Genomic DNA, 20,388 nt, shown 5'->3' on the forward strand with positions numbered 1-20,388 from the left:
GCCGCCGCGAGGTATCATGTTGGTGGGGATGGCCGCCGCATGCAATCCTTGCGAGAGATTCATTGAGTTTTTTCATGTCGACGACAATGTCCGTGCGGTTCTGGGGTGTTCGTGGGAGCATTCCTTGTCCAGGCCCCAACACCGTGCGCTACGGCGGTAATACGTCATGCGTCGAGGTGAAGTGCGGCGATCATCGTCTGGTTTTCGACGCGGGATCCGGGTTGCGCATGCTGGGTCTTGCGCTGGCGGATGAACCTGGTCCGGTCGACATCGATTTGTTTTTGAGTCACTGCCACATCGATCATTTGATTGGCCTGCCGTTCTTCGTGCCGGCATTTGTGACGGGAAACCGGCTTCGCCTGTGGGCCGGCAATCTGAAGGCCGCTGGCGGCGTACAGGAAACCGTTCGAAAGCTGGTGAGCTATCCGCTGTTTCCGATCGAAATCGAAGCTGCGCAAGGCAAGATCGAATTCAACGATTTCACACCCGGCGACGTTCTGACGCCCCGGCCCAACATCAACGTTATGACGACGGCGCTGAATCATCCCGGCGGCGCGACGGGATACCGTGTCGAGTTTGGCGGCCGCGCCATGGCTTATATCACAGATACCGAGCTCGGTGCCGACGCTATCGATCCAGCGCTGCTTGAACTCGCCCGTGATGCTTCGATTGTTATCATCGATACGACATACACCGACGAAGAACTGCCCGAGCATGTCGGCTGGGGTCATTCAAGCTGGCAGCAGGCTGTCCGGCTGGCCAATGAGGCGGGCGTGGGGAAGCTTTATCTGTTTCACCATGACCCCGAACACGACGACGACGAAATGGACCGCATCGCGGCGGCGGCGGCCAAAGCGCGCTCCGGAACCGTGGTAGCTAAGGAAGGACTGTCGATCGAAATTTGATCGGGTGAGTGCGCATGCTTCTGGCTGAGCGCTCGCCATTTTTGTGAATTATTCCATGCAGATTTGACGTCTGAATAACGCATCGGCGGACAGCGTCCCGAAACCGACGTTCGGACTTGCGAACCTCCACACTAGAACCGTTGTTCCGCGGAGCGCGGAGCGGCATAATACATACCAGATTTCCTTTAGCATCAGGTTGATTCCGATGGATATGTCAGGTCTCGTTTCCGGAGCCGGCGGTTTTATCGCGTCCGCGTTCGTGGTGGCGGGCTACACGATGCGAACGATGATCCCGCTCCGCATTTTCGGCATCATCACCAACGTCTTGCTGATCGGGTTTTCGGTGGTTCATCACCACTATCCGGTGATGGTGCTTCACATGATCCTGCTGCCGCTGAACGTTTACCGGCTGCGCGAAATGCTGCTGCTGGTCCGTGAGGTGAAGAAGTCGGTCAACAGCGATCTATCGATGGCATGGCTGAAGCCGTTCATGACGGAGCGAAAGTGCGCGACAGGTGAGGTGCTGTTTTACAAATACGAGCAAGCCGAGGAGATGTACTACATCGTCAGCGGCCGTTACCGATTGGTCGAATCCGGCATCGAGATTCCGGTCGGCGCCATTGTCGGCGAACTTGGAATGCTGTCGCCATCGAACAAGCGGACCCAGACGCTCGAATGCCTTGAGGGCGGGCTGGTGCTCAGCGTGACCTATGCAAAAGTGCAGGAGCTTTACGTCCAGAATCCGGAGTTCGGATTCTACTTTCTGCGCCTGGTGAGCGCGCGCCTGTTCCAGAATGTCGGAAAACTCGAAGCCCAGATCGCCCAAAGCAGTGCTCAGGCCTCGTCATGAAAATACGGGTCAAAGTCCCTCCATCGCCATTCCGGCTGCTCAAGGAGCGCTACTTCGGTGAGGAAACGCGCAATCCGCGCGTGGCGCGTGCGGCGCTTGCGCGGCTGTCGGCGCGGCTGCCTCCGGATGTCGTTCCCGTCGTCAGTGAGGCCGTTCATTCGCTGATTGACTATCAGGACCCTGACTACGCGCTGGCTTATCTCGACCGGATTGGCCGCTATGTTGGTCCGGTCGGGATTACCCTGCCAAATCTTGGGGAACTGGCACAGCTTCTGTCGGACCGGATGCATTTTGAGGACCCGATCCGCATCGCGCAGCTCAAGTTGTCGGACGCCGGCGGCGCGAATGCGGAACCCAATGCGTCGTCCGTCGACAGGGTGGAGCGGTTTCGCTGGGACGAGGTCATCCCGATGCTTCCGCCCAAAGTCGCTGCCCCCGCACTGGATATCTTCAAACGATTGCATCTGGCGCGGCTTTCGCGCAGATCCGTCACACTGCGCTTCAGCTCCAGAGGCCGGTTTTCGCTTCGCAAGCTGAAGTGGCTTGCCGCCTTGCGGATTACGCGGCCATTTTCCGAGCGGTTCAAGAAGGAGCGCATCTGGGTCGAGCGGTGGCTTCACATGGTCGACCGCAGCCTGGTGAAACAGCCGGGCGCAACTGTCGCGGTTGTGAGAACCGCCAACCTGATCAAGGGGCACGGTGACGTCTACCAGAACGGACTTGCGGAATGGAATGTGATTATCGACCGGCTGGTGAAGCCAACATGCGATGGAGATCTCCCGCTTCCGAAGCTTGGGGACGCGATCCAGGAAGCACGCGAAGCGGCCATCGGTGAGCAGGGCCAGAACCGCCTGCTGGATGCCGTGGAGCAACTGCGAGCGCAGGCGCTGGCTCACTGAAGAGGTTTGCTGGCCGATAGCCTATCACCCAAAACTGCATTAGTGTCGGGCCGAACGCGCCGTGCCCGGCATGGTTTTACGGCATGCGCAACAGGGGACACTCGATGAAGAAATTTTGCGGACACCTTTTAGGATTTTTGCCGGTTCTCACGATCGTTGCGTTTGCCAGTGTTACGGATGCGAGCGCAGCGGACGAGATCAAGCTGAGCAGCAATCAGCGCATCGCCTGCGGTCGCGGCCTCAACGCCGGCAAGCTTCAGAACATCACCTGCAAGTCCTATGCGTATGTTTTCAACACGCGGACATCCGAGTTTTATCGTTGCCAGGTGAGCGTCGGGGTGACCCGTGACAACAAGGAAGTGCTCAAGGTCGATACCGACGGTTCCTGCAAGCTGAAGGCCCGCATATTCCCGGGCGATTCGAATTACGCATTCGACGCTACCGAAACAGAGCCGCCGAACACGAATTCATTCTTCGGCTCCGGCGGGACCGCGATCTGGGTCAGCGACAACACCAAGCTGAGTGCGAAGGGATGCATCATTCTTAGCGTCGGCGTCGGTCCCGATGTCCTGAAGTGCGTGGACATGACCTTCGACAAGTAGGCTCTCATATCGGCAACCGTTCAGGCCACCGCACGCATTGCCGCCAACTGCAGCGGCATGAGGCAGAGGCGGACCAGACTTTTATCTCTTCAGGAAGATCGCAAGAACGATCAACGCGACGACGACCGTGACGGCGATCGCCCAGGATGTCAGGCGGACGTCGCTTTTGAGTTCGCGCGTTGCTTCGTTTTCGGCGATTTTCAGATTACGCTTCCGATTGTCGTGCTCCGGATCACTCACGGTTTCTCCTGACCTTGACGGGGGGGCAGCACCATGGACCTCAGGGTTGAAGCCCGGAGGCGCAACGCGGGCAGTGTACCCGGCACGGCGACCAATTCGCAAAGAACAAAACCGGGCGCGGCACCCGATCGCTTTCCCTTCGGTTGCTGAAAGGACTGGGTTCACGCGGAATGGCGCGCTTTCGCGTGGACCGCAGCCCCTCAATACCGCTCGGGCGGGACGGTTCGGACGCCACGTGCAAATCGGTTTCCGTTCGCTGAAGTGTGATCGAGGCGGCTAGCTATCATCTTGAGCGAGAGAATGCGTTGGTGTCTCATGCCGCCCAGACAGAATCGAGGGTCCGATGATTTATCCGCACCGCACAATGCTCGCGCTGGCCGGGCTGCTGCTTTTCGGTCAGGCTCCGGCGCAGGCGATCGACTATCCCTATTGCATGACTTACGTTCAGGGGTGGAGCGGCTCGATTGAGCAATGCGACTACACCTCAATGGCGCAGTGTCAGGCCAGCGCCGGCGGCCTGAACGGGTCGTGTGCACCCAACTGGAGACTGACACAGAACCGCAGCGTTTATCCTGACGCGGGCGCTCCGAGAAGCAAACGCAATCAGCGCTGACGCTATCTGCTGAAATGCTCGCAGCCTGTGGGAAGTGAGATGGCGGAGAGGGGAAGGATTCGAACCTCCGACACGGTTGCCCGTGTACCGCATGCGGTGCCTTAAGCCGCTCAGCCACCTCTCCGTGATTGCCAAGTGCGGGCGCGACTTGTGCGTCAGGTACGTCCGATAAACTCGACGCCGATAACGGTGTCCTTCCGCCAGATCACGCGGCAATGGGTCACTTTTCGCACGTCTCCCGTCAGCGCCAGACTGAGCCTGCTTCCAGGCAACTCGCTGTCTGCCAGCTTGACCCGCGCTCCGCCCGCCGAGATGTCAAGGATGGTGCAGTTGCGTTTTGCAAATCCTCCGTCGAGCAGCATCCACGCGTCGTGGCGCGTCGTATGGCGGGGCTTGCGGGATTCTCTTTTGAAAACGGCCATCACGTGCGCTCCATAATTGAAGCGAATTCATAACCCGCGAAAGTTTCGGAAAATTTGAATCAAAGCTCCAATACCGGGATCGATGATTCATGCTTTGTTAACCCCGACAAAAATCCTCAACCGGCCGGGAAAGCCAATTTGAGCCCGAAGGGCGAGGTTTTCGCCGGGAACCACCAAGAGGTCCGACGCGTTGCTTTTCCGGAGGAGCCTCCGGTGACTGGCAGCGATATTGGCAGTACGGCGAGGGCGGAAAAGCGCGGGCGGTCACGAACGGTTCGCGGCGTGGCCTTGTTTGTGTTTGCTGTCGCCTGCCTGGTGGTCATCGCTTTCGTCGCCGTGCGATCACTTGGTAATACCGAGCAGCCTTCTCATGCTTCGCTGGCCTGCGCAGCAAAGCTGTACAGCACCTATGATCCGAAGAATCTTGAGCAGTGCATGGCTGTCTGCATGTCCTGTAACGCGGGCGTCAAAACGACGTGCTCGACGTCGTGTACACTCAAGGGCGCGCGGTAGGACTCTGCGGAGGAATCAAGAACCAACGGTCAGTTCGACATCCGTCGCGCCGGGATCATGTCTCTCCTTCGGATCGGGTTCGCATGGACGGATAGTGTAGTCGTTGTCCAGGACCCGTTTCGGCGTGGGCTCATCCTGGTCTGACGAGACATCGACTACAAGGCCGTTCCTGGCTGCATGTTTCCAGACCTCGGCCTCTGTCGGGTAGGCCTTGCTGATCTTGGCGTCCTGGCTGAACAGAGCATAGGGCATGGTCATCTCCGAAAAAGCCCCGCCCTGTGCCGAAGCACCGGACGGGGCTCTTCAAGCTTTCAACCCTTGCGGGCTGATTGCTCTTGCTTTGATAACGCGTCAGCTTCCTGGTTCGTTCCCGCCGGGATTTAATTATTGTGCTGGCGATGATCGGAGCGAGCGCTAGCGGCTTGCGCGCGGGCGTTTCTCGTTTTCTTATGGCGAAGCTGGGGCGCGGTTCGCCGCATAGAGGATCAGGGCAGGGAGCAAATGAAACGGTACATCATCTTCGCAGCCATAGGCCCGCTGGTGGCCGGTTTTTTTCTCCTCGTGCTGGGAACACCGGACGGATACTGGGACGGCGCGCATGTCATCAAAAAACTGCTGAAGGTGCTGCTCGTGACGCTCCCCTATAATTATCTATTTGGGATCATTCCGGCTCTGATGATCGGCGCGGTCGATGATATTTTCCTGCACGTCCGCAAGATTAGTCCGGCGGTCAGAATGGTGTTGACCGGCCTGGTGGCGTTTGCGGCCACAGCCGTTCTCTACGGAACATTGGGCACTGAAACAGGCCTGAAGCATTACTTCCTCTACGGACTTGCCGGCTTCATTCCGGCAACATTTTCCTCCTGGCTGGCGCACAAATTCGACAAAGTGGGCGGAGCGCGCCCGAATGCGTTGAGCGCTTGATACGCGCGGGATCGAGCCGGGAACCAAGGATGTTGGGGGCATTGCATAATGCACCTTCACTTTCGCTCTCGGGGTCCTATATTTCTTGCTCCGTCAACAATGAAAGGAGGTGGTCCAGTGTCTCATTCCATGCGCTGTCACCTCGCTGAGGCCGCCCGCTAAGCTCGCAAGAGCTTCGGACAGGGCGGTCTTTCCGCCTGGTTCAGCGAGAATAGGAGGGACGCGTCGAGCAATGCTTGGCGCGTCCTTTTTAATTCCTGATTCACACGTTCCTGCCCGCGTGCAAACGAAGCACCGTCAGTCGGTTCAGTGATATCGTCGAAAGTTAGCGGACGACATTGCAGAAGAACGAGTGCGCGGTTTCCAACGCCCGAAAACACCCCGGCGCATTTGACCATAGAGTCGGTCAGCGATGCCAGTTGCTGCCCAAACGGGGTGATGAAGGCGTTCCGGAACCAACGGGTTGTCTCTGAGTTTTCCTTTCAGAGGAGCCCGTCATGCACGCTGTCACACCATCTATCTTGCTTGAACAGTCCTTCCAAATTGCCTGGGACTATCTCGACCGCACCGGCCAAACGTCAGGTCGCGATACAGAGATCAAATTCGTCAGCAACGCCATCATCCAGATGATGAGCGAGGGGACAACTAACAAAATTGTTCTCGCAAACAGAGCGATTGCGAAATTCGAGCGGGTGTATGCGCGAGGTCAACTTGTTGCCTAAGACGCGTACCAGGCACAGTCGCGCTTGGCATTTGTCACGCGTGTGAGGGACATCTCAATGGCGGAAAAAATCCCGCAGCCACCTTTCATCTATGAAGGTCTCGATCCGGTCGAGAACGATGATACTTTCGGCATCAAGAAACTGTCTGCCGCAGTAAAGTCACTGAGCGATATTCTCGAGGGAGCCAAGAAGCCGGGCATGCCCCTGAGCGTCCTTAGCAACATTGCGCGCGAAGCGCCGCTTGGATCGCTGCTGGTCGCCTTCGTTCTTGGCGTTGCGATCGGCCGCCGTCACTAAACCACATACTTGCGACCGCTCAATCGCGAACCTCCTTGTGAGTTCGCGAACAAACTCCAATCGGCTCTTTCGCTGCCCAGTCCGCTTTGCTAAGTGCTTGGTTTCCAAGTGCAGGAAGGGTGGCCGAGTGGTTTAAGGCACCGGTCTTGAAAACCGGCGTGCCTGCAAGGGCACCGTGGGTTCGAATCCCACCCCTTCCGCCATTTGAATCCCATAAGGCTTTGTATTTTCTATGAATTCTACAGCGCCTGGCTTTGCTCCCGCCAGTTTCCGGCTACAGTCAGGATCTGCTGCCGCTGTCCTTTAGCGACTGCACCGCTTTGATGAGCGTGTAGATTTTGGGTGACTTGAACGGATGATCCGCATCGCAATTCGGGCAAAGCAACCGTGTTGTCCCGCTCCTGAGAGCGATTGCCATCTTAGTCCCGCAGTGGGGACAACGACTGTTGACCCATTTTTCCATTCCCGGACTTAAGCACCGGTCAGGAAAGCGTGTCTGTGAACTATCTCACATAGGAAGCTTTGCAGGGGTGCGCCTGTCTGCGGCGATCAGGGCAGTGCGGCCCCAGCTTGGATCAGCAGATATTCCCACTATCGCCCCGCGGCCCGACGGATCAGTGCAACTGTCGTGACCATCAGGAGACCGGAGCCGTTGATTGATGCTTCGGCATATTCCGACGCTGGAAACCACCGGCTGCCCACAAGGATTGCCGGTACAAGGGGAGGCGGCAATCTCCGGAAAATCAATCTCTGGTTTACCACCTCGCGCATCGGGCCGTTTCGGGCACGGAAGCAATGGGTTAAGGTAATCACCGTATGAAGTGCGAGCGTCCGGCCTGGCGATGCCCGGTAGGCAAGACGGCGCGAAAAGTGCTATTGGGGTTCTATGGGGATTTGCGTCAGGGAAACGGGCAAGGCGGCCCTGCGAGTCGCAGCTGCAGGAGCGGCGTGCCTGCTGCTCGCCAATTGCGGCGCGTCGAACAAGCTCTCCAGCCGCGTCGATCCGAAATACGGCGTGTCGAGCAGCCCTCGGGTGGTCGATTTCGGCGAAGCCGTTCCCAAGGGCGGTGGCACCTATCGCGTCGGCAAACCCTATGTCGTTGCCGGTAAGACCTACGTGCCGGAAGAGGATCCCAACTATCGTGCCGAAGGGATGGCCTCCTGGTATGGCGATGCCTTCCATGGCCGCCTGACGGCCAACGGCGAAGTGTTCGACATGACGTCGCTCACCGCAGCCCATCCGACATTGCCGCTGCCGAGTTACGCGCGCGTGACCAATGTCGCCAACGGGAAATCGGTGATCGTGCGCGTGAACGATCGTGGCCCGTATCACGGCAATCGTTTGATCGACGTCTCAAATACCGCGGCCAAGCTCTTGGAATTCCGTGAAAATGGCATTGGACGTGTTCGCGTCGAGTATGTCGGGCGCGCGCCGCTTGAGGGATCGGACGACCGGCAGCTGATAGCGACGCTGCGGACCGGGCAACCGGCCCCGGCGCCTTCCAGCGTGAGGGTGGCCTCCGCGAACGCCTTTATCCCGGAAATCCCGCCAACACGGGGCGTGGTTCGTGGAGACGTTCCGATGCCGGCAGGGCGTCCGTATAGCCTCGGTCATACCAGGGAAGACGTTGCGGCCGCTGGCGCTTCCGAAGTCTCGGCGTCCCGAGCGCAGCGAGGACGGCGCATCGAGCGGACCATCCAGACGGAGATTGATGAGGTGGCGGAGGATACATCCGCTGCGCAAAAGCCCGTCGCTTCCTTTGCGTCGGCTCCGCGCAACAGCAACGTCAACCTGATGTCAGGCCGCGGCCTCTACTGAGTTTCGTCGCCGCGTCGCCGATCAATCCCGCACACTGTTCAGGAATTCCACCAGCGCCGCGTTGACCTCGTCGGGGCGCTCCTGCTGGATCCAGTGACCCGCGCCTTCGATCAATAGCTTGCGCCGGAGGTTGGGCAGCACGCGGTCCATTTCAGTGACACGCTTTCCACCGATAATGCCGGTGACGACAGAGTCATTTGCCCCCGCGATGAAGATCGAGGGCTGATGGATTTTCGCGCCGTGCCACGGAGCGGTCAGCTCCCAGTTCCGGTCGATGTTGCGATACCAGTTCAGGCCACCGCGAAAGCCGGTGCGCGTGTAGGTCTCAACCACATGCGCCAGGTCCTGCTCGCTGACCCAGGCTGGGCGGGAGCGCACCTTCGCCGGATCGCCCAGAAAACCTTGTCCGTCTTTCAGGAACAGGGACGAGTCGACGCCGAAGGTGACAGCGCGCATCGTGAAGCCGACATCGCGCTCGAACTCGGCTTCCGCCACACCCGGCTTCTGGAAGTACTGCCAGTAGAAGTTGTTGACGCCGCTCTTCGCCAGCGTATCGAGCGGCCGCTCACGTCCCCGCCAGGGTGGCGGAACGCTCAGGCCGCCGACGGCGGTGAAGATATCAGGTCTGAACAGGGCGGCATGCCAGGCGACCGGCGCGCCCCAATCATGGCCGATGATGATCGCCCTGGTTTCGCCCAGCGCCGCGACCAGCGCGACCATGTCGCCGACCAGATCGAAGATTGAGTAGGCCTCGATGTTCTTTGGTGCCGAGGTCCGACCGAAGCCGCGCATGTCTGGCGCGACGACATGGAAACCTGCTGCGGCGATGGCCGGCAGCTGGTGCCGCCACGAATGCGACAGTTCGGGCCAGCCATGGCAGAGCAGCACCAGCGGCCCGGAGCCCTGTTCAGTGACAAAAATCTCAATCCCGTTGGCTGAGATCATCCGCGATGACGACATCGACTTTCTGCCTCTTTTCAGGATTTGAGGGCCGCAGGCATAGCCGCGACGGCCAGCCGCACGTTGTTTGGTACCAGCCCAACTGTTACAAGGCGATCCTCAGGAATCTCGACATGGCAGCCATTCTCACAACATCCCGGATTCGCGGACGCCGGACTGGGCGGTTCTGGCCGCTGGTGGCTGTCGTCCTGACGGCCGGTGTTGCGCTGGGCGGCATGGCCTATGCCGCCAACAATAGCGTGCAGGGTGCCAAGAAGGAGGATGGATACGAGGTTGATGCGCCGACCGCGATCCTGATCGAAGCGAAATCCGGCAGCATCCTGTTCGAGAAGAATGCCGACGACTTGCGCGCGCCGTCCAGCATGATGAAGCTGATGACCGCCGAGGTGGTTTTCAATGCGCTCAAGAAGGGCGAGATCAAGCCCACCGATGAATTCAGGATCAGCGAGAACACCTGGCGCAAGGGCGGTGCGCCGTCCGGTGGCTCGACCATGTTCGCGGCAATCAACAGCCGTGTCAGCGTCGACGATCTGCTTCGCGGCGCGGTGATCCAGAGCGGCAACGATTCCTGCATGGCGCTGGCCGAGGGTCTGTCGAACACTGAGGCCGCCTTCGCTGAGCGGATGACCAAACGCGCGCGTGAACTCGGGCTGACGAAATCGACCTTTGCGAATTCCACCGGCCTGCCGGACCCCGGCAACAAGATGACCGTGCGCGAACTGGCAATGCTCGCGCGCCACATCGTCCTGACGTATCCGGACAATTACAAACTGTTCGGCGAGCGTGAATTCACCTGGAACAAGATCCGCCAGCAGAACCGCAACCCGCTGCTGACGATGCTTGAAGGCGCCGACGGCATGAAGACCGGCTACACCAAGGAAGGCGGCTACGGCATGGTCGGCTCTGCCGTGCAAAACGGTCTGCGGCTGATCGTGGTCGTCAACGGTCTTGAGGATTCCGACGACCGCGCGGCAGAAGCGAAGAAACTGCTCGAATGGGGGTTCCGCAACTTCGAGGCGCGAACGCTGTTCGCCGCGGATCAGGCCGTCGGTTACGCCAAGGTTTTCGGCGGCGATAGCCGCTCCGTCAAACTCGCGAGCCCCGAACCGATCAAGGTCATGGTGCAGCGAAACGGCACCGACAAGCTGGTTGCGCGTATCGTTTATACGGGGCCGGTGCGTGCGCCGGTCCAGCCCGGCCAGCGGATTGGCGTCTTGAAGGTCTGGCGCGGCAGCAACATCGCGATGGAGGCTCCTCTGGTTGCCGCAGAGCCGGTCGCGACAGGTTCAACGACCCGCCGCGCGATCGACGGCGCCAGCGAGTTGGTCATCGGCCTGTTCCGCGCCGGCGCGGAGAAACTGTAACATGGCTGACGCCGTCAAACCGAAACAGCCGCCGCGCGGGCGCTTCATTACCTTTGAAGGCGGCGAAGGCTCCGGCAAATCAACTCAGATCCAGTTGCTGGCGGACCGGCTCAACGCCGCCAAGCTGCGGACGATTACGACGCGCGAGCCCGGCGGATCGGCGGGAGCGGAAATCATCCGGCATCTGTTGCTCTCGGGCATGGCAAAAGCGTTCGGTCCTGAGACGGAGTCCCTGCTGTTCGCCGCTGCGCGCGACGACCACGTCAGTCAGGTGATTGAGCCGGCGCTGGCGCAGGGAACATGGGTGCTGTGTGACCGCTTCACGGATTCGACGCGGGTCTATCAGGGCGAACTTGGGAAGGTCGATCCGAAACTGATCCGAGCAATGGAGCGCGTCACCATCGGCAATCTCAAACCCGACCTCACGATCATTCTGGACGTGCCGGTCACGATTGGCATGGAGCGTGCGCTCAAGCGGCGCGGATCGGCGGTGCCCGATCGCTTCGAAGGCGAGGGCGTCAGCTTTCACGAGAAACTGCGCAACGCCTATCGCAAGATAGCCGAAGGCGATCCCCAGCGCTGCGCATTGGTGGATGCCGATGCCGATGCCAAGACTGTCGCGGAGCGGGTGTGGAAGGCCTTGCGCGATCATCTGTTCACCGTGGCTATCGCTCGCGAGACCACCAAGGCATGAGCGCGCGGTCATCCGAACCAGAGACTGCGATCCCCGCGCCGCGTGAAACAACCGGGCTGTTCGGGCATCGCGACGCCGAGCAGACGTTGCTGGCGGCCTATCGCAGCGGACGCATTCCGCATGCGTGGCTGATCGGCGGCGCGCAGGGTGTCGGCAAGGCAACTCTGGCCTATCGCATGGCGCGGTTTGTGCTCGCCCATTCCGACCCTGCTGCGCAAGCCGTACAAAATGCCGACAGCCTTTATGTCGATCAGGATCATCCAGTGGCGCGACAGGTCGCCAACGGAAGCCACGGCGGTTTGCTGACGCTGGAGCGCACAGCCAACGAGAAGGGCACGATGCGGACCGTCATCACAGTGGACGAGTCGCGAGAGACCATCGGATTTTTCGGTTCGACCGCCGCATCCGTCGGCGGCTGGCGCGTGTGCGTGGTCGATACCGTGGATGAACTCAACGCCAACGCCTCCAACGCGCTACTCAAGATCCTCGAAGAGCCGCCAGCACGCTCGCTGTTCCTGCTGATCAGTCACGCACCGGCGCGCGTACTCGCCACCATTCAGTCGCGGTGCCGGAAGCTGCCATTGCGGCCGCTAGAGACGGATGAGGTCATTCAGGCCGCGGCTGAGGCAGGCGGGTTGACTCGCCGCGATCCGGCGCTGGCTGAGGCAGCTGAAGCGGCGGAGGGAAGCGTGGCGCGGGCGCTGACGCTGCTTGGCGGGCAATCGCTCGGGCTTCATCAGCGTACGCTTGAACTCCTCAACCGCCTGCCGCAACTCGATCAACGTGCGCTTCATGCCCTCGGCGATGCGCTTCCGCTGAACGACCGAGTCGGGTTGAAGGCCTTTATCGACACCGTCGACCGCTGGCTGACCGGGCATCTGCACGCGCCTGATGCCGGCGCAAACCTGCCGCGCCTTGCACGGCTTGCCGAGGTATGGGAAAAGATCAACAGTGCCGCGCGCGACACGGAAAGCTTCAATCTGGAGCGAAAACCGTTGGTTTTCTCAGTATTTGGAATGCTCGCCGAAGCCACAGCGGCCCGCCCGCAGGCTCGCTAGCTGGACAATCGCAGCGGTTTAGCAGCACCCCGTTTGAGTGATCGCGCGCACGTCGGCGCCGTTTGAAATTCTAAGGAAGCGTTATGGCCAAAGCCAAGAAAACCGCCGCGAAGAAGAAAAGGAAAGCAAGCAAAGCGGCTCGCAAGGCAGCGCCCCGGCGCGCGACGGTTTCCCCGAAAAAGAAGGGACGCAAGGCAGCTGCCAAAAAGACAGCAAAAAAAGCTGTCAAGAAAACTGCAAAGAAAGCCGTCAAAAAAACGGCCAAGAAAGTTGCGAAGAAAGCAGCAGCAAAACGCTCCGGCAAGAAGGTCGCAGTCAAAAAGGCCGGCGCCAAGAAACCCGCCCAAACGTCAACTACGAAGAAGCGTTCCGCGAAAGTCGCCGTAAAGGCGGCGAAACCTGCCAAGCCCGTGACAACGAAGGCACCGGCAAAACCTGCGAAGCCGAAAGCAACGGCGGTTCCGCAGAGTGTCGCAAGCGCGCGCTCCAAGAATTCATTCTACATCACGACCGCGATCGCTTACCCGAACGGTGCGCCACACATCGGCCACGCCTATGAAGCGATTGCAACCGATGCGCTCGCACGCTTTCAGCGTCTCGACGGCAAGGACGTGTTTTTCCTGACCGGCACCGACGAGCACGGCCAGAAGATGATCCAGACGGCGCAGAAGGAAAACATGACGCCGATGGATCTGGCGACGCGCAACGCCGAGCGATTCAAGGAGATGGATCAGCGCCTGAACATTTCCTACGACCGGTTCATTCGCACCTCGGAGTCCGTGCATCACAAGTCGTCACAGGAAATCTGGAAACGGATGCTGGTGAACGACGACATATATCTCGACAGCTACGCTGGCTGGTACTCCGTGCGTGACGAAGCCTATTACGCCGAAGACGAAACCGTTGTCGGCGAAGACCAGGTGCGCCGCGGCCCGCAAGGCACGCCGGTCGAGTGGGTCGAGGAGAAGAGCTATTTCTTCAGGCTCTCCGCCTATGAGGATAAGTTGCTCGCGCTGTATGAGAATCAGCCGGACTTCATCGGTCCGGACTCCCGCAAGAACGAAGTCATCAGCTTCGTCAAAAGCGGGCTTAAGGATCTCTCGATCTCGCGCACCACGTTCGATTGGGGCGTGAAGGTGCCGGACGACGAAGGACACGTGATGTATGTCTGGGTCGATGCCCTGACCAACTACATCACCGGCGTCGGTTTTCCGGACGAGGGCGACGCGAACTGGCATTATTGGCCGGCCGATGTCCACATCATCGGCAAGGACATCATTCGCTTTCATGCGGTGTACTGGCCGGCATTTCTGATGTCGGCGGGCATTCCCGTGCAGAAACGCGTCTTTGCGCACGGCTTCCTGTTCAATCGCGGCGAGAAAATGTCGAAGTCGGTCGGTAACGTGGTCGACCCGTTCAGTCTTGCGGATGCGTACGGCGTCGATCAGCTCCGCTACTTCTTCCTGCGCGAGGTGCCGTTCGGTCAGGACGGCAACTACAACCACGAAGCCATCGTTGCGCGCACCAACGCGGATCTCGCCAACGACCTTGGCAATCTGGCGCAGCGCTCGCTGTCGATGATCGGTAAGCAGTACCAAGGTGTACTGCCGGAGCCCGGCGCGTTCAGTGACAACGACAAGGCCATTCTCGCCATGGCAGACGGCATGCTCGAACAGGCGCGCACCGCCATGAGCACGCAGCAGATTCATCACGCGCTCAATGCGATCTGGGCCGTGGTGGCCGAGGCCAATCGCTATTTCGCGGGTGAGGCGCCATGGGCACTCGCCAAGACCGATCCTGCGCGCCAGCAGACCGTGCTGTATGTTACCGCTGAGGTTGTGCGGCAGATTGCAATCCTCGCTCAGCCCGCGATGCCGGATGCATGCGCCAAGCTGCTCGATATTCTCGGGATTGCGCCGGACGCGCGGGACTTCGCGGCACTCGGCACGCGGATCAAGGGTGGCGCGCAATTGCCGCCGCCCGCACCGATTTTTCCGCGTTACGTCGAACCTAAAGAAGATTCGCCGAGTTAAGCCTGATGCTTGTCGATAGTCACTGTCATCTCGATTTCCCTGACTTCGCCAACGATCTCGACGCCATTGTCGCGCGCGCCGAGGCAGCCGGAGTCGGGCGCATTGTCACGATCTCGACACGCGTGCGCCGGATTGAATCGCTGCTGGCGATCACCGCGCGGTTTCCGAACGTCTATTGCTCGGTTGGTACCCACCCTCACAATGCCGATGAGGAGGACGGTATCACCTCGGATGAACTAATTGCGTTGACGAAGCATCCGAAAGTCGTGGCGCTGGGCGAGGCGGGGCTTGATAATTTCTATAAGGACGGATCGCCGGAGGCGCAGGAGCGGGGCTTTCGGGCACACATCGCGGCGGCAAGGGCAACCGGTCTGCCATTGGTGATTCATACGCGTGAAGCTGATGAGGCCTGTGGCCGTATTCTCGAGGACGAGATCGCAAAGGGGCCGTTCAAGGCTGTGCTGCATTGCTATACCGGCGGTCGAGATCTTGCGATGAAAGCTGTCGCGCTGGGATTGTCGGTCTCCTTCACCGGCATCCTGACATTCAAGAATTCGCAGGCAATCCGTGATATCGCAGCCGAGCTGCCTGCGGACCGCATCATGGTCGAGACCGACGCGCCGTATCTCGCACCGGGGAAATTCCGCGGCAAGCGCAACGAACCGTCCTTCGTGGTCGAGACCGCGAGGGTGCTCGCGGAGACGCGCGGCGTTTCGCTCGACGAGATCGCGCAGCAGACCACGGAAAACTTCTTCCGGCTGTTCGACAAGGTGCCGCGCCCGGACGCAAAAGCTGCATGACGGTGACCTTGACCATTCTCGGTTCCGGATCGTCCGCCGGTGTGCCGCGTCCGGCGCTGGGGTGGGGCGCCTGCGATCCCAACAATCCGAAGAACCGCCGCCGCCGCTGTTCACTGCTGGTGGAGAGGGCGGGTGCGAATGGCATCACGCGTGTGCTGATCGACACGTCGCCGGACCTGCGCGAGCAATTGATCGATGCAAACGTGGATCATCTTGAAGCGACGTTCCTGACCCACGAGCACGCCGACCAGACCCACGGCATCGACGATCTTCGCTCCGTGGTGCTGCATCAGCGCAAGCGGATTCCGGTTTATCTTAACAAATCGACCGGCAAGGACATCCTGCTGCGCTTCTCATACTGCTTCGAGCAAGCGCCAGGCAGCGACTATCCGGCGATTCTCGAAAAGCGATCGATCGAGGCAGGTGAAACCGAGAGCATCAAGGGGAAGGGCGGTTCCCTCGCCCTGACCGCGTTTCTGGTTCAGCATGGCAGTATTCCGGCGCTCGGCTACCGCATCGGCGACGCTGCTTATACGCCGGACCTTCACGACATTCCTTCCGAAAGCTTTCACGCGCTGGAAGATCTCGATCTCTGGATCATCGACGCGCTGCGCTATGCGCCGCATCCGAGCCATTTCAGCCTCGACGATGCGCTGTCATGGATATCGAAGTTCAAGCCGCGCCGCGCGGTCCTGACGAATCTGCATTCCGACCTCGACTACGACGTGCTGCAGGCGAAATTGCCCCCCGGTATCGAGGTTGGTTACGACGGGATGCGGCTGACGATAGACGCGTGAACGTCAGGCGGAGATCGCTTTTGCGGAATTCGCCTGATCGCGCAGCATGAACTTCTGGATCTTGCCGGTCGATGTTTTCGGAATCGCGCCGAACACCACGGACTTCGGCGACTTGAATCCCGGCAATACGCTTTTGCAATAAGCCAGGATTTCAGCCTCAGTCGCGGTCGCGCCTTCCTTCAGTTCGACGAAGGCGCAGGGCACCTCGCCCCATTTGGGATCTGGCTTGGCAACCACGGCGGCAAAGAGAATTGCCGGGTGCTTGTACAAAACGTCTTCGACCTCGACCGAGGAAATGTTCTCGCCGCCTGAAATGATGATGTCCTTGGACCGGTCCTTGATGATGACGTAACCGAACTCATCGAGCACACCGAGATCGCCGGTGTGAAACCAGCCGCCTTCGAACGCTTCCTTGGTCGCCTTTTCGTTCTTCAGGTAACCCTTCATGACGATGTTACCGCGGAACATGACTTCGCCGATGGTTTCGCCGTCGCGCGGCACCGGATGCATGGTGTCGGGATCGAGCACGGTGACGGCTTCCTGGAGCGGATAGGGCACGCCCTGACGGCGCTTGAGCTGCGCGCGCTGGTCCGCCGGCAGGTCATCCCAGCCGGGTTGTTCGGCGCACACTGAAGCGGGGCCATAGACCTCGGTCAGGCCGTAGACATGGGTCAGTTTGATCCCGATGTTTTCCGCGCCCTCGAGCACGGCCACGGGCGGTGCGGCGCCTGCGATCAATCCAACGACCGGCTTTGTGGACTTGCCCTTGGGGGCGCCGGGCGCGTTAATCAGCGTATTGAACACAATCGGCGCGCCGCACATGTGAGTCACGCCGTGGGCCTTGATCAGCTCGAAGATCTTGGCAGGATCGACCTTGCGCAGGCAGACATTGATCCCGGCCGACGCAGCGATGGTCCATGGGAAGCACCAGCCGTTGCAATGGAACATCGGCAGCGTCCAGAGATAGATCGGATGGGCGCCGAGACCGCCCGCGAGGATGTTGCTGACCGCGTTCAGATACGCGCCGCGATAATGCGTCACGACGCCCTTGGGATTGCCTGTGGTGCCGGAAGTGTAGCCCAGCGCAATCGCGTCCCATTCGTCCTGCGGCTGCAGCCACGCAAACTCAGGATCGCCGGACGCGACGGCCGCCTCGTACTCGAGTTCGCCAATGCGCTTGCCGCCGACGAAGGCTGCATCTTCCACATCAATCACCAACGGCTTTGGGCCTTTCATCAGGCCCAGCGCATCCGAGATCACACCGGTGAATTCAGGATCGACCAGAATGATCCTGGCGCCGCCGTGGTCTAGCTGGAACGCGATCGAGGCTGCATCCAGCCGGATGTTGAGCGCATTGAGCACGCCGCCAGCCATAGGCACTGCGAAATGGACCTCGTTCATGGCCGGAATGTTCGGCAACATCGCTGCGACGGTGTCGCCGCGCTGAATGCCGCGCCTGGCGAGGAACGACGCGAAGCGCTTGCAGCGCTCATAGGTCTGCGCCCAGGTGAAGCTGCGGCCTTCATAGACCGCGCTGGTGTGGTCGGGATACACGCTGGCGCTGCGGACCAGGAAGCTGAGTGGCGACAGCGGGACGTAGTTGGCTGCGTTCTTGTCCAGACCGATGCTGTATTGACCTTGGCTGCTCATGGTTCGGACCTCCCGGTTACTGCCGTTCTCAAACTCGCAAGGCTGGCGGGCATTTGCATCAGGTTCTACAGCGGCGACATTTCCGGTCAATGATCGCGCCGCGTCCGCTTGCGGAGGGCGGCGCACGGATCGGAGTCTACGCTGATGAGGCTGCGAGTTTCTTAGAGATCACTTTAGCCATCTAATGTTTGATATCGATAAAAATCGATAAGTATTTGAATTATATGTTATTTTAGCAAATTCTTTGCTGCGCGACTGGGCTTCAACCCTCTCCACAAATCGTAACGTTCCAGTCTCCGCAGCGCTCCCGGTGCAGGATCGGCGATGGTTTGAAGATCCAGAGCCGCGGCGAAGGCTCGTTTCATGCGCTCGTCGCTTATCCGGTGCAGATGACAGCGCAAGACGTCCGTCGTGCCGCGACCGGGGTTCGCCACCGCTTCGCAAAACTCGGCGCTGGTACGATGAAAGAACCGGAAGTCACCGGGGCCGCCGTGGACCTGATTTGTCGATCTCGGAGGCCGCAGCCAGCGCTACAAGCCGGTCCTCATTGTCCAGCGTGATCGCGTACCGCAGCAGCGCCAATAGCCATGGAAGGATGCCTCGAATGACGTTGCTGTTACGGATTGTGCAAGGCCATCCGTGATCGGAATCGGTCGGCCTTGCGCAATCACGCCGCTAATATCTGATCGAGGAGCGTATGAATTCGAGCGCAACGAAGGGCCGATCTCATAGGGAAAGTATAAGCAGCACCGGGGACCGGAGCGGAGCAGCCGATCCAACGGACAAGCCTCGAAAATATTGATCATTTTATTGGCTATTGGGCGTATCCATCTGAAATCGCTTTGATATAAAATATTCCATAATATACCTTATGCGAATCTGATCATTGCGGCCGTTGCGGCCTAAACTCAAAGGGTCATAACGAGCCCTTCAGAGCCCCGTAGAGCGAGCCTGCCGTCCATGTCATCGCCCTGGCGGTCCATGAAGGTCGACAGCAGGATCTGGCCGCGCAAGCTGTTTGTTTCGAACGATACTGGTTCTCGTCCAAAGTTCAGAGCCACGAGCACCCGCTGGCCTTGATGCTTGCGCTCAAACATCAGGATATCAACATCGGCACGCACAGGCTTGTACGCGCCGAGCGCAAGCTCGGGCCGCGCGCGGCGTAACGCGATCAGCGCCCGGTACAGGCTGAGCATTGATGTCGGATCCAGATACTCTGTGGCGACATTCTCCGAGGCAAAATTCCGACTCAGCGGCAGCCAAGGTTCGGCGGCACTGAAACCGGCCTGCTGCGTCGAATCCCATTGCATCGGCGTCCGGCAGCCGTCACGGCCGAGACCAAGTCCGGGCAGATTTTTCTCCCACGGGTCCCTCACCTGATCCGGCCGAATGTCGGTCTGCGACATGCCGATCTCGTCGCCGTAATACAGCGTGGGCGTTCCTCGGAGCGTCAACAGTAGCATCGCCGCGACGCGGGCCTGATCGATGCCGACGCGGCTGGCGATGCGCTGGCGGTCGTGATTGCCAAGCACCCAGTTGGGCCATGCTCCGGGCGGCAGCGCAGCTTCATAGTTATCGATCAGCTTGGCGACGGCACGCGCGCTCCACGGCGTCGAGATCAGCGCAAAGTTAAATGGTAAGTGCGCGCCGGCAAGGTCGCGGCCATAATAAGCGGCGAGCTTCTCCAGCGGCAGATAGATCTCGCCGATCAGGACGCGATCGTCGAATTTCTCGATCACCTCCCGAAGTTCGGCAACGACGTAACCCGTGCTCGTGCGTGGCCACAACGAGCGCGTCGAAATCATCAAGCGTGCCGAACAGTGGATCGATCCCGGTATAGTCCGAGATGTCGTAGCCGAAATCTTCCATAGGCGATGGAAAGATAGGTGATAGCCACAGCGCATCCGCACCAAGCTCAACCAGATAGGGCAACCGCTGAATGACGCCGCGAAGATCGCCTACGCCATCGCCGTCCGAATCCTGAAACGAACGCGGATATATCTGGTACAGGATGCCGGACATCCACCATGAAGGACTCTTTTGCATGCGCTGCGCCGGACGATCTGATGTTTAAAATCAACAGTGATCGGCAGTTAGCACGCAGTGTGCAGCCATTGGCAAGATTGGCTTGAACCCTGAGCGCGCAGGTTGATAATTCAGGTGATGAATCGCAATTGCGTGACTGCGCGACACAAAAACTTCACACAAACCCAGGTTGGCATTCGC

General features: G+C 59.8%; 22 protein-coding genes, 2 tRNA genes and 1 pseudogene. 17 read left to right on the top strand and 8 right to left on the bottom strand.

The window, feature by feature from the left end:
• Positions 1 to 74 precede the first annotated feature (74 nt).
• The 4 genes from BN32_RS05425 (at position 75) to BN32_RS05440 (ending at position 3,256) form a co-directional block, all read left to right on the top strand.
• Positions 75 to 905 carry an MBL fold metallo-hydrolase gene (locus tag BN32_RS05425; protein WP_040425475.1) on the top strand — a complete coding sequence of 277 codons (831 nt, stop codon included), beginning with the start codon at positions 75 to 77 and terminating at the stop codon, positions 903 to 905.
• A 205-nt stretch (positions 906 to 1,110) separates the two neighbouring features.
• Positions 1,111 to 1,755 carry a Crp/Fnr family transcriptional regulator gene (locus BN32_RS05430; RefSeq protein WP_019197110.1) on the top strand — a complete coding sequence of 215 codons (645 nt, stop codon included), beginning with the start codon at positions 1,111 to 1,113 and terminating at the stop codon, positions 1,753 to 1,755.
• Entirely contained in the window at positions 1,752 to 2,654 is a 903-nt protein-coding gene (locus tag BN32_RS05435) for a DUF6537 domain-containing protein (protein ID WP_019197111.1), read from the top strand. The genes BN32_RS05430 and BN32_RS05435 overlap by 4 nt, the downstream gene beginning before the upstream one ends.
• A gap of 104 nt (positions 2,655 to 2,758) precedes the next feature.
• Positions 2,759 to 3,256: a hypothetical protein gene (locus BN32_RS05440; RefSeq protein WP_040425476.1), complete on the top strand. Its 498-nt coding sequence runs from the start codon at positions 2,759 to 2,761 to the stop codon at positions 3,254 to 3,256.
• 81 nt (positions 3,257 to 3,337) lie between these two features.
• On the opposite strand, the gene BN32_RS27225 is transcribed toward BN32_RS05440, so the two are convergent.
• Positions 3,338 to 3,496: a hypothetical protein gene (locus tag BN32_RS27225; RefSeq protein WP_019197113.1), complete on the bottom strand. Its 159-nt coding sequence runs from the start codon at positions 3,494 to 3,496 to the stop codon at positions 3,338 to 3,340.
• Between the two features lie 343 nt (positions 3,497 to 3,839).
• Here BN32_RS27225 and BN32_RS05445 point away from each other — a divergent pair, with 343 nt between their 5' ends.
• Entirely contained in the window at positions 3,840 to 4,109 is a 270-nt protein-coding gene (locus tag BN32_RS05445; RefSeq protein WP_019197114.1) for a DUF3551 domain-containing protein, read from the top strand.
• Positions 4,110 to 4,149: 40 nt separating this feature from the next.
• On the opposite strand, the gene BN32_RS05450 is transcribed toward BN32_RS05445, so the two are convergent.
• Together BN32_RS05450 and BN32_RS05455 are read right to left on the bottom strand one after the other, a co-directional pair.
• Positions 4,150 to 4,233, bottom strand: a tRNA-OTHER gene (locus BN32_RS05450).
• A 31-nt stretch (positions 4,234 to 4,264) separates the two neighbouring features.
• Complete coding sequence (locus BN32_RS05455) at positions 4,265 to 4,531, bottom strand: PilZ domain-containing protein (protein WP_019197115.1); 267 nt, start codon at positions 4,529 to 4,531, stop codon at positions 4,265 to 4,267.
• Between the two features lie 213 nt (positions 4,532 to 4,744).
• Between BN32_RS05455 and BN32_RS05460 the strand changes: the two genes are divergently transcribed.
• A complete protein-coding gene (locus BN32_RS05460) occupies positions 4,745 to 5,044 on the top strand; it encodes a hypothetical protein (protein WP_040426021.1) in 300 nt (99 codons plus the stop codon).
• A gap of 15 nt (positions 5,045 to 5,059) precedes the next feature.
• Here BN32_RS05460 and BN32_RS05465 read toward each other — a convergent pair whose 3' ends face one another.
• Positions 5,060 to 5,296, bottom strand: coding sequence for a hypothetical protein (locus BN32_RS05465; RefSeq protein ID WP_040426022.1), 237 nt, complete (start codon positions 5,294 to 5,296; stop codon positions 5,060 to 5,062).
• A gap of 249 nt (positions 5,297 to 5,545) precedes the next feature.
• Between BN32_RS05465 and BN32_RS05470 the strand changes: the two genes are divergently transcribed.
• From BN32_RS05470 to BN32_RS05490, 5 genes are all read left to right on the top strand, one after another.
• On the top strand, positions 5,546 to 5,968 hold the full coding sequence (locus BN32_RS05470) for a DUF5413 family protein (RefSeq protein ID WP_019197118.1): 423 nt from the start codon (positions 5,546 to 5,548) through the stop codon (positions 5,966 to 5,968).
• A 497-nt stretch (positions 5,969 to 6,465) separates the two neighbouring features.
• Positions 6,466 to 6,690, top strand: a complete 225-nt coding sequence (locus BN32_RS05475; RefSeq protein ID WP_019197119.1) for a hypothetical protein — start codon at positions 6,466 to 6,468, stop codon at positions 6,688 to 6,690.
• Positions 6,691 to 6,747: 57 nt separating this feature from the next.
• Positions 6,748 to 6,987 carry a hypothetical protein gene (locus tag BN32_RS05480; protein ID WP_019197120.1) on the top strand — a complete coding sequence of 80 codons (240 nt, stop codon included), beginning with the start codon at positions 6,748 to 6,750 and terminating at the stop codon, positions 6,985 to 6,987.
• Positions 6,988 to 7,100: 113 nt separating this feature from the next.
• Positions 7,101 to 7,190: transfer RNA gene (locus tag BN32_RS05485), tRNA-Ser, on the top strand.
• Positions 7,191 to 7,873: 683 nt separating this feature from the next.
• Complete coding sequence (locus BN32_RS05490; RefSeq protein WP_019197121.1) at positions 7,874 to 8,806, top strand: septal ring lytic transglycosylase RlpA family protein; 933 nt, start codon at positions 7,874 to 7,876, stop codon at positions 8,804 to 8,806.
• Between the two features lie 21 nt (positions 8,807 to 8,827).
• On the opposite strand, the gene BN32_RS05495 is transcribed toward BN32_RS05490, so the two are convergent.
• Positions 8,828 to 9,766, bottom strand: coding sequence for an alpha/beta fold hydrolase (locus BN32_RS05495; RefSeq protein ID WP_019197122.1), 939 nt, complete (start codon positions 9,764 to 9,766; stop codon positions 8,828 to 8,830).
• A 113-nt stretch (positions 9,767 to 9,879) separates the two neighbouring features.
• Between BN32_RS05495 and BN32_RS05500 the strand changes: the two genes are divergently transcribed.
• From BN32_RS05500 to BN32_RS05510, 3 genes are read left to right on the top strand one after another with little or no spacing between them, the layout of a single operon-like run.
• A complete protein-coding gene (locus BN32_RS05500; RefSeq protein ID WP_019197123.1) occupies positions 9,880 to 11,130 on the top strand; it encodes a D-alanyl-D-alanine carboxypeptidase family protein in 1,251 nt (416 codons plus the stop codon).
• Between the two features lies 1 nt (position 11,131).
• Positions 11,132 to 11,824 (top strand): dTMP kinase, encoded by a 693-nt coding sequence (tmk, locus tag BN32_RS05505; protein ID WP_019197124.1) that lies wholly within the window; start codon positions 11,132 to 11,134, stop codon positions 11,822 to 11,824.
• Entirely contained in the window at positions 11,821 to 12,882 is a 1,062-nt protein-coding gene (locus BN32_RS05510; protein ID WP_019197125.1) for a DNA polymerase III subunit delta', read from the top strand. Before tmk ends, BN32_RS05510 begins: the two co-directional genes overlap by 4 nt.
• Before the next feature lie 70 nt (positions 12,883 to 12,952).
• Here BN32_RS05510 and BN32_RS27570 read toward each other — a convergent pair whose 3' ends face one another.
• The gene (locus tag BN32_RS27570; RefSeq protein WP_244438091.1) at positions 12,953 to 13,288 is read right to left on the bottom strand and encodes a hypothetical protein; all 336 of its coding nucleotides are present in this window, start codon (positions 13,286 to 13,288) and stop codon (positions 12,953 to 12,955) included.
• A 4-nt stretch (positions 13,289 to 13,292) separates the two neighbouring features.
• Here BN32_RS27570 and metG point away from each other — a divergent pair, with 4 nt between their 5' ends.
• The 3 genes from metG to BN32_RS05525 are packed head-to-tail and all read left to right on the top strand — an operon-like array spanning position 13,293 to position 16,512.
• Positions 13,293 to 14,915, top strand: a complete 1,623-nt coding sequence (gene metG / locus BN32_RS05515; protein WP_244438092.1) for a methionine--tRNA ligase — start codon at positions 13,293 to 13,295, stop codon at positions 14,913 to 14,915.
• A 5-nt stretch (positions 14,916 to 14,920) separates the two neighbouring features.
• Complete coding sequence (locus BN32_RS05520; protein WP_019197127.1) at positions 14,921 to 15,715, top strand: TatD family hydrolase; 795 nt, start codon at positions 14,921 to 14,923, stop codon at positions 15,713 to 15,715.
• Positions 15,712 to 16,512, top strand: a complete 801-nt coding sequence (locus tag BN32_RS05525; RefSeq protein WP_019197128.1) for an MBL fold metallo-hydrolase — start codon at positions 15,712 to 15,714, stop codon at positions 16,510 to 16,512. The genes BN32_RS05520 and BN32_RS05525 overlap by 4 nt, the downstream gene beginning before the upstream one ends.
• A gap of 3 nt (positions 16,513 to 16,515) precedes the next feature.
• On the opposite strand, the gene BN32_RS05530 is transcribed toward BN32_RS05525, so the two are convergent.
• Complete coding sequence (locus tag BN32_RS05530) at positions 16,516 to 18,162, bottom strand: acyl-CoA synthetase (RefSeq protein WP_019197129.1); 1,647 nt, start codon at positions 18,160 to 18,162, stop codon at positions 16,516 to 16,518.
• A gap of 908 nt (positions 18,163 to 19,070) precedes the next feature.
• A pseudogene (locus BN32_RS05535) lies at positions 19,071 to 20,208 on the bottom strand (alpha-amylase family glycosyl hydrolase).
• Positions 20,209 to 20,388: the final 180 nt, after the last annotated feature.

Source organism: Afipia birgiae 34632 (assembly GCF_000308295.2).
Lineage (GTDB): Bacteria > Pseudomonadota > Alphaproteobacteria > Rhizobiales > Xanthobacteraceae > Afipia > Afipia birgiae.

Coding starts and splice junctions, on each gene's coding strand:
- BN32_RS05425 (WP_040425475.1), top strand. CDS start 75: ATGTCGACGACAATGTCCGTGCGGTTCTGGGGTGTTCGTGGGAGCATT.
- BN32_RS05430 (WP_019197110.1), top strand. CDS start 1,111: ATGGATATGTCAGGTCTCGTTTCCGGAGCCGGCGGTTTTATCGCGTCC.
- BN32_RS05435 (WP_019197111.1), top strand. CDS start 1,752: ATGAAAATACGGGTCAAAGTCCCTCCATCGCCATTCCGGCTGCTCAAG.
- BN32_RS05440 (WP_040425476.1), top strand. CDS start 2,759: ATGAAGAAATTTTGCGGACACCTTTTAGGATTTTTGCCGGTTCTCACG.
- BN32_RS05445 (WP_019197114.1), top strand. CDS start 3,840: ATGATTTATCCGCACCGCACAATGCTCGCGCTGGCCGGGCTGCTGCTT.
- BN32_RS05455 (WP_019197115.1), bottom strand. CDS start 4,531: ATGGCCGTTTTCAAAAGAGAATCCCGCAAGCCCCGCCATACGACGCGC.
- BN32_RS05465 (WP_040426022.1), bottom strand. CDS start 5,296: ATGCCCTATGCTCTGTTCAGCCAGGACGCCAAGATCAGCAAGGCCTAC.
- BN32_RS05470 (WP_019197118.1), top strand. CDS start 5,546: ATGAAACGGTACATCATCTTCGCAGCCATAGGCCCGCTGGTGGCCGGT.
- BN32_RS05475 (WP_019197119.1), top strand. CDS start 6,466: ATGCACGCTGTCACACCATCTATCTTGCTTGAACAGTCCTTCCAAATT.
- BN32_RS05480 (WP_019197120.1), top strand. CDS start 6,748: ATGGCGGAAAAAATCCCGCAGCCACCTTTCATCTATGAAGGTCTCGAT.
- BN32_RS05490 (WP_019197121.1), top strand. CDS start 7,874: ATGGGGATTTGCGTCAGGGAAACGGGCAAGGCGGCCCTGCGAGTCGCA.
- BN32_RS05495 (WP_019197122.1), bottom strand. CDS start 9,766: ATGTCGTCATCGCGGATGATCTCAGCCAACGGGATTGAGATTTTTGTC.
- BN32_RS05500 (WP_019197123.1), top strand. CDS start 9,880: ATGGCAGCCATTCTCACAACATCCCGGATTCGCGGACGCCGGACTGGG.
- tmk (WP_019197124.1), top strand. CDS start 11,132: ATGGCTGACGCCGTCAAACCGAAACAGCCGCCGCGCGGGCGCTTCATT.
- BN32_RS05510 (WP_019197125.1), top strand. CDS start 11,821: ATGAGCGCGCGGTCATCCGAACCAGAGACTGCGATCCCCGCGCCGCGT.
- BN32_RS05520 (WP_019197127.1), top strand. CDS start 14,921: ATGCTTGTCGATAGTCACTGTCATCTCGATTTCCCTGACTTCGCCAAC.
- BN32_RS05525 (WP_019197128.1), top strand. CDS start 15,712: ATGACGGTGACCTTGACCATTCTCGGTTCCGGATCGTCCGCCGGTGTG.
- BN32_RS05530 (WP_019197129.1), bottom strand. CDS start 18,162: ATGAGCAGCCAAGGTCAATACAGCATCGGTCTGGACAAGAACGCAGCC.